This window comes from Brevibacillus sp. SKDU10, assembly GCF_001645205.1.
GTDB lineage: Bacteria > Bacillota > Bacilli > Brevibacillales > Brevibacillaceae > Brevibacillus_B > Brevibacillus_B halotolerans.
Map to the genome: position 1 here is coordinate 1 of NZ_LSSO01000038.1, position 4,874 is coordinate 4,874.

The 4,874-nt window shown below is 39.0% G+C and carries 5 protein-coding genes; all 5 read right to left on the reverse strand.

Annotation, left to right across the window (positions count from 1 at the left end; translation table 11 throughout):
* Window positions 1-419: 419 nt before the first annotated feature.
* The gene (locus AYJ08_RS23300) at window positions 420-557 is read right to left on the reverse strand and encodes a hypothetical protein (protein WP_157452778.1); all 138 of its coding nucleotides are present in this window, start codon (window positions 555-557) and stop codon (window positions 420-422) included.
* Between the two features lie 613 nt (window positions 558-1,170).
* The gene (locus tag AYJ08_RS03655; protein WP_064016632.1) at window positions 1,171-2,094 is read right to left on the reverse strand and encodes a DUF7638 domain-containing protein; all 924 of its coding nucleotides are present in this window, start codon (window positions 2,092-2,094) and stop codon (window positions 1,171-1,173) included.
* 34 nt (window positions 2,095-2,128) lie between these two features.
* On the reverse strand, window positions 2,129-2,677 hold the full coding sequence (locus AYJ08_RS03660; protein WP_064016633.1) for a riboflavin biosynthesis intermediates N-glycosidase: 549 nt from the start codon (window positions 2,675-2,677) through the stop codon (window positions 2,129-2,131).
* Between the two features lie 122 nt (window positions 2,678-2,799).
* On the reverse strand, window positions 2,800-3,996 hold the full coding sequence (locus AYJ08_RS03665; RefSeq protein WP_064016634.1) for a DUF4272 domain-containing protein: 1,197 nt from the start codon (window positions 3,994-3,996) through the stop codon (window positions 2,800-2,802).
* A 12-nt stretch (window positions 3,997-4,008) separates the two neighbouring features.
* Window positions 4,009-4,737, reverse strand: a complete 729-nt coding sequence (locus AYJ08_RS03670) for a YwiC-like family protein (RefSeq protein ID WP_064016635.1) — start codon at window positions 4,735-4,737, stop codon at window positions 4,009-4,011.
* Window positions 4,738-4,874 lie beyond the last annotated feature (137 nt).

The following is a 4,874-nucleotide window of genomic DNA, read 5'->3' on the forward strand; positions in this document are numbered from 1 at the left end:
TTCATTTTTTGTAAAAATTATTCTTTTTTACAATCCTCCGCCTAAAATTTCTAATTTGTTAGTTAAATAAAAATATCCCTTTCCTGTAAAAAGAGAGTAGATTTATCCATTTGGGCTGATGTGGGGAGCATTTTACGAGAAAAAAGAGGGGGTTCTTTGATGCATCTCACATCAAAGAGTAAATTGTTACTTTTTATTATCTCACTAAAATTTACATGTATAAGGCTAGTTGATCTCTGAAGTATCTATACATATGATCACGCTTTCTATACCTTTAACAAACCAATTCGATCACGTTTCTCAACACCAAGATCGCTGTCTATTTCACAAAACAAATCTATCTTATCTCATCGTTTAGGCAATGAAATAAGATAGATTTGTTATTTTTCTATCATCCTATTCACTTTTATCTATCGGCGTCAGGTTCCATAGCTTCTGATCGAGCGGTACTCTATCCCCTCTTTTTGATAATTAGTAATACGATAGCGTAAGCATACCCAAACGCGAGCAAGCAGAGCCTGAAACAAAGAATTGAAGAAGTTAGTGGATTTCTTCATTCTGCTTATCTCTTTTGTTCAGTTAACGATTCTGCTTGATCTAACAGTAGAGGTCATTCGTCATCACCTGAGCATCTGTTCTTTCTGACAAGTTCGGGTACTAGCTAGTTTACTCAGTCTTCTGGCTTGCTGGAGTCTGCTATCGCTGTTTGTTAAAATTTTATTTGTAACAAAATCTATATTCCTAGATGATTCTTACAGATTGCTTCTTCCTTTCAATCCAACAAAGCCATCTTACAAAACGATTTGACGCTTAGATTGCTGCAATTCCCCCTGTGGAATTCTCTTCTCTTGGTACTCATTCCATAGTCCGTTAAACCATTCATCGCTATATGTAAACACTACACTATCAAAGATCAGACCAAAATCATCAGAAATATATGCTGCCAAATCATCTTGTGAGCTTATCTTGAGCACCTGCAAAAAGATATTTTTACGTAGCTCTTCATTCGTTGATACATATTAAGGAAGAGAGGCTTTCATTTTTCTTGAGGGTAGATAGTAAGCTTTTTTCTCCTTACTTGCTTTTTCACCTATTCCTTTCAAATGTAGGAAATACATGGGCTTCTCTTTCATCTTTACCATGTCTCTGTCCCATTATTATGAATACTGCCTAGACTTCTCTTTTCTCATCAGGATAATAGATAATTCGAACATAATCCGAATCCCTTGAATCCATATCCCCTAGAAACATTCGCTCATGCTCGGGTACAAGCTCATACTTTTCCTGAAGTCTAGCTCGATTAAACTCGGATGGATCTTCTAAATACTCATAATAGACCTGTCTGCATAGTTCTAAAGAGGTTTTTTCTTTCTTAAGCTTTTTAAGCATATCCTGCAATTCATCATACTTATCATTGATTTCGTTTGCATACTGAACTACTGAGAATGTTACCTCGCCTAAATGATCAAGTACGATAGCTGTAGGTTCTTCAAATGAAGTGAATAAGACTTTATTGTCCCACAATTCCTTAACACTTTCGATACTATATTCATATGTAAAAAATGAATTGTAACAAACCACAGCATCATCCTTATAAACAACAATTCGCACCAGATAATTCTTCCCCTCATGCTTCATAAAGGCTGTGAATCCTTGACCCGCTACAGTATCATATCCAATCTCATGAGTAACACGGAAGTCTTCGGCTTTTGGAGAATGCAGAACCCCTCTCGCATTCCATAGCTCCTTCTCTTCCTCAGAAATACGATAGATATTTCGGAGTGTGGGATTTAGTTGTGTAACAGTGTCGCGGATCAAATTCATATATTGACCTTGGTCAAAATTCCACTGTGCATCCACTATCTCATACGAACCCAATCCAAATATAGAGATCGCTTCACCTCGAGGGACACTAGGGACGAGCCAATTATTATTGAGCTTATCAACCAATCCATCTAAATCGACTAGCTCCCAGCAATTAACCATCCCATCCTCATAAACGTCTACATCAATAAAAAAATAACTCCCGCCATTGCATATAAAGCCAGGTATCTTCGTTCCTTCTATCGTTTTCGTTCTGCGAATTTTTTGCATATGGGTCTCCTTTGTCATTTATTAATCTACTCGACTACCGAAATTGCTCTCGCACCCTCATAAGTGCAAAGCCTAATAGATTCTCTCCCCTCCAGTGCTGTGGCCGTTCAGCATCAGGATGATCTTGCGCTAGTCCAATCCCCCATACTTTGTCATAAGGACTAGCTTCCACTAGAACTCGATTCCCAGTCTGGAGTAAATAGGATTTTAACTGCGGGTGCTGACCGAATTTTAATAAATTCGCTTGTTGAACAATTCCTAGCTTATGTGCATTCCACACTTCCTCGTCAAAAGCTTGAACCCTGCGTCCCAGTGCTTTTGCTTGATTTGGATGCTTCTGCTGCAAAATCTGATCACGCATCGCAGTATCGCCAAACAATTCCGCTTTTTTCGCCATCATATAATGCTCTGCGGTAGGGTATGTAATGCCATCCTCTGCAAAAGGAGCTGGATACCACTGGCTGAAGCAGGATTTATCTACAATTCCCTCTCTCTTCGGGGTATTCCCCCAGAAAAACAAATATTTACACTGTTTTTTATGCGATTCCCTGATCAATGTCTGTACATCTTGTATTAGTTCCATCTATTCTACCTCTTTCAAATACTCCTAACAATCATGCACTTAAAATGACTACTCTATATTCGATCTATTTAATTGTTGCTTCACCATTGTACGTACAAATTCTATGTAATAAGCTATCGAAATTAGGTATGTGGTATACTATCATCCCAATCTGCTTGACCATTTCCGCCAACAAGCCAATTAAGCGCATAATGTCTTTCTAACACGACCCCCGCGTCTAATTCAGCCGGAGCATTTCGCTGGTTAACGCGGGCATCCACACACGCCCAGTCATAACGCATAATCAGATCTGCTGCATCTAGTAATTCTTTTTGAGACCTCGGTTCACAATGTTGTATCAAATCGTCCAAGCTATGATATTGAATGAGTAATTCCGAAATTCGTGGGACATGACACGTGCTATCTGGGTATGTTAATTCATCTATCAATCCAAGCGCCCATAGTAAGACCTCGCAGCACTCATACTTCCACACAAACTGAATACATTCAAGCTCATTACATTCTGCTTTTTCTATATATGCTCTTTCCTTTGGTGTCAGCCAATCTCTAACGTGATATACCTTGTCTACCCTCTCAAAATAAGACAAGGCTTCCTCCCGATTTCCCTCTGGAGACAATCGTACTTCCGAATAGAGCGCTACGGCGAACAGGGCACTAACTCTTTTCGCGATAGACGTAAGGTCTCTAATGACTGCATCCTCTTCCACCAACGCTACTCTCAAATGAGCGATATATGGAATATTTCTTGCTTCTAATATAGCAATAGAGCGATTCATTCGATTGCGATCTGCCTCTGATTCTTCTCCCTTATCACGGTCTAACAGGTCAGAATTCGCTATTGGAATGAGTTGCTCCAGCTCACTTTTTCCCTCTAATGAAAACACAAGCCTTCCTTCACTGTTAAATATCTCCATGCTTGGATACAATAAATAAGCATTTATCTCACTTGCAACAGCATAAATAGCATCAATCAAAAAATGGGTCCGATTCGCATCATGGGTAAGCTCAAATCGAATTCCAACGATGCAGGTAAAGCACAAAATCTGTTGAATAACACTTTGCTGTAGATCAAGTCGTTCGGTTTTTACCTGGGAATAGTAAGCAGCCATCCCGTTCATTTGTCGTTTTATTTCTTCTTGATTCGCAATATAATCAATGCGATTTATTTTCATTAAAGTATCATCTTGCAAGGCAATCGTTAACTGCCCACCATCTACCTGATGTGATTTGCTAACTTGCTCAAAATTACTGATAATTGCGTCGAAAACTCGATCGGGGTTACCTATCCCTGTATATAGCGTAATAACGGTCTCTTCCATGTGTTCGCTCCTTTACTGATAAAAGCTACTAGATAGTATCAAAAACTGTACCGCACCTATAATTTCAATAATTCCAGCCTTCCATGGACGAATCGCTTTTCCAGCATAGACAAAAGCTCTCACAGTTGAATAGACATAAGCAATTGTCATCCAGGGAAAGCCTATTAGCCATGGAACAACTAGTAATAGTCCATGATAAATATGAGCATACATGATCCAACGCTTGTTGTCTCGTTCCCGAAAAACTGACTTTACAAAAAATGCACTACCCATAAAATGCAAACAACTGAACAATACAATAGCAGCCATCGTTAAATCAAACTCTCCACCAGCCAAAAGGTAAGAAGCAGCACCTCCAATGGAAAAAATAAGAATGGCACATAAATCGTTAACAATCGCCCTCTCGCTTTTACGCTTTGCATGCCATACATTTACCAAAAGAAGAATAAGGAGAGGTAGTGCAAAAGAAAAAAGTAATGGATGGCTTACAAGCGGTGGTATTAAGCAAATAAGGGCAAGTGAACCGTACGATACTCCCCATTTCACCCAGTGCTCAGCTCTTGTGGTTCGTTTCACATATTGAAGAAACGGATAAGATGACAAATAAAGAAATAGCCAAGCTAGAAATAAGAGAATATGCATCCATTGAGGTTTTCCAGCCAGCATTCCGAAAAGAAACGGGACGCTAACCATTGCCCATCCCCCGTGTTCATGAGGTATTACAATACTACTTTTTTTCACAGAATTTCACTCCTTTCAAAAGGAAACCAATCGTAAATCAATTCTTACAATTCGTTTTGTAAAGCTCTTTTCATCGAAACGTTCTACGAAATAAAAAAAGCCTTCTCCTCTTTACAGACCTGACTACAGAGCGAAGT

Bases quoted from the DNA above. Each gene is read 5' to 3' on its own strand.
- AYJ08_RS03660 (WP_064016633.1), bottom strand. From the start codon at position 2,677: ATGGAACTAATACAAGATGTACAGACATTGATCAGGGAATCGCATAAA.
- AYJ08_RS03655 (WP_064016632.1), bottom strand. From the start codon at position 2,094: ATGCAAAAAATTCGCAGAACGAAAACGATAGAAGGAACGAAGATACCT.
- AYJ08_RS23300 (WP_157452778.1), bottom strand. From the start codon at position 557: ATGAAGAAATCCACTAACTTCTTCAATTCTTTGTTTCAGGCTCTGCTT.
- AYJ08_RS03665 (WP_064016634.1), bottom strand. From the start codon at position 3,996: ATGGAAGAGACCGTTATTACGCTATATACAGGGATAGGTAACCCCGAT.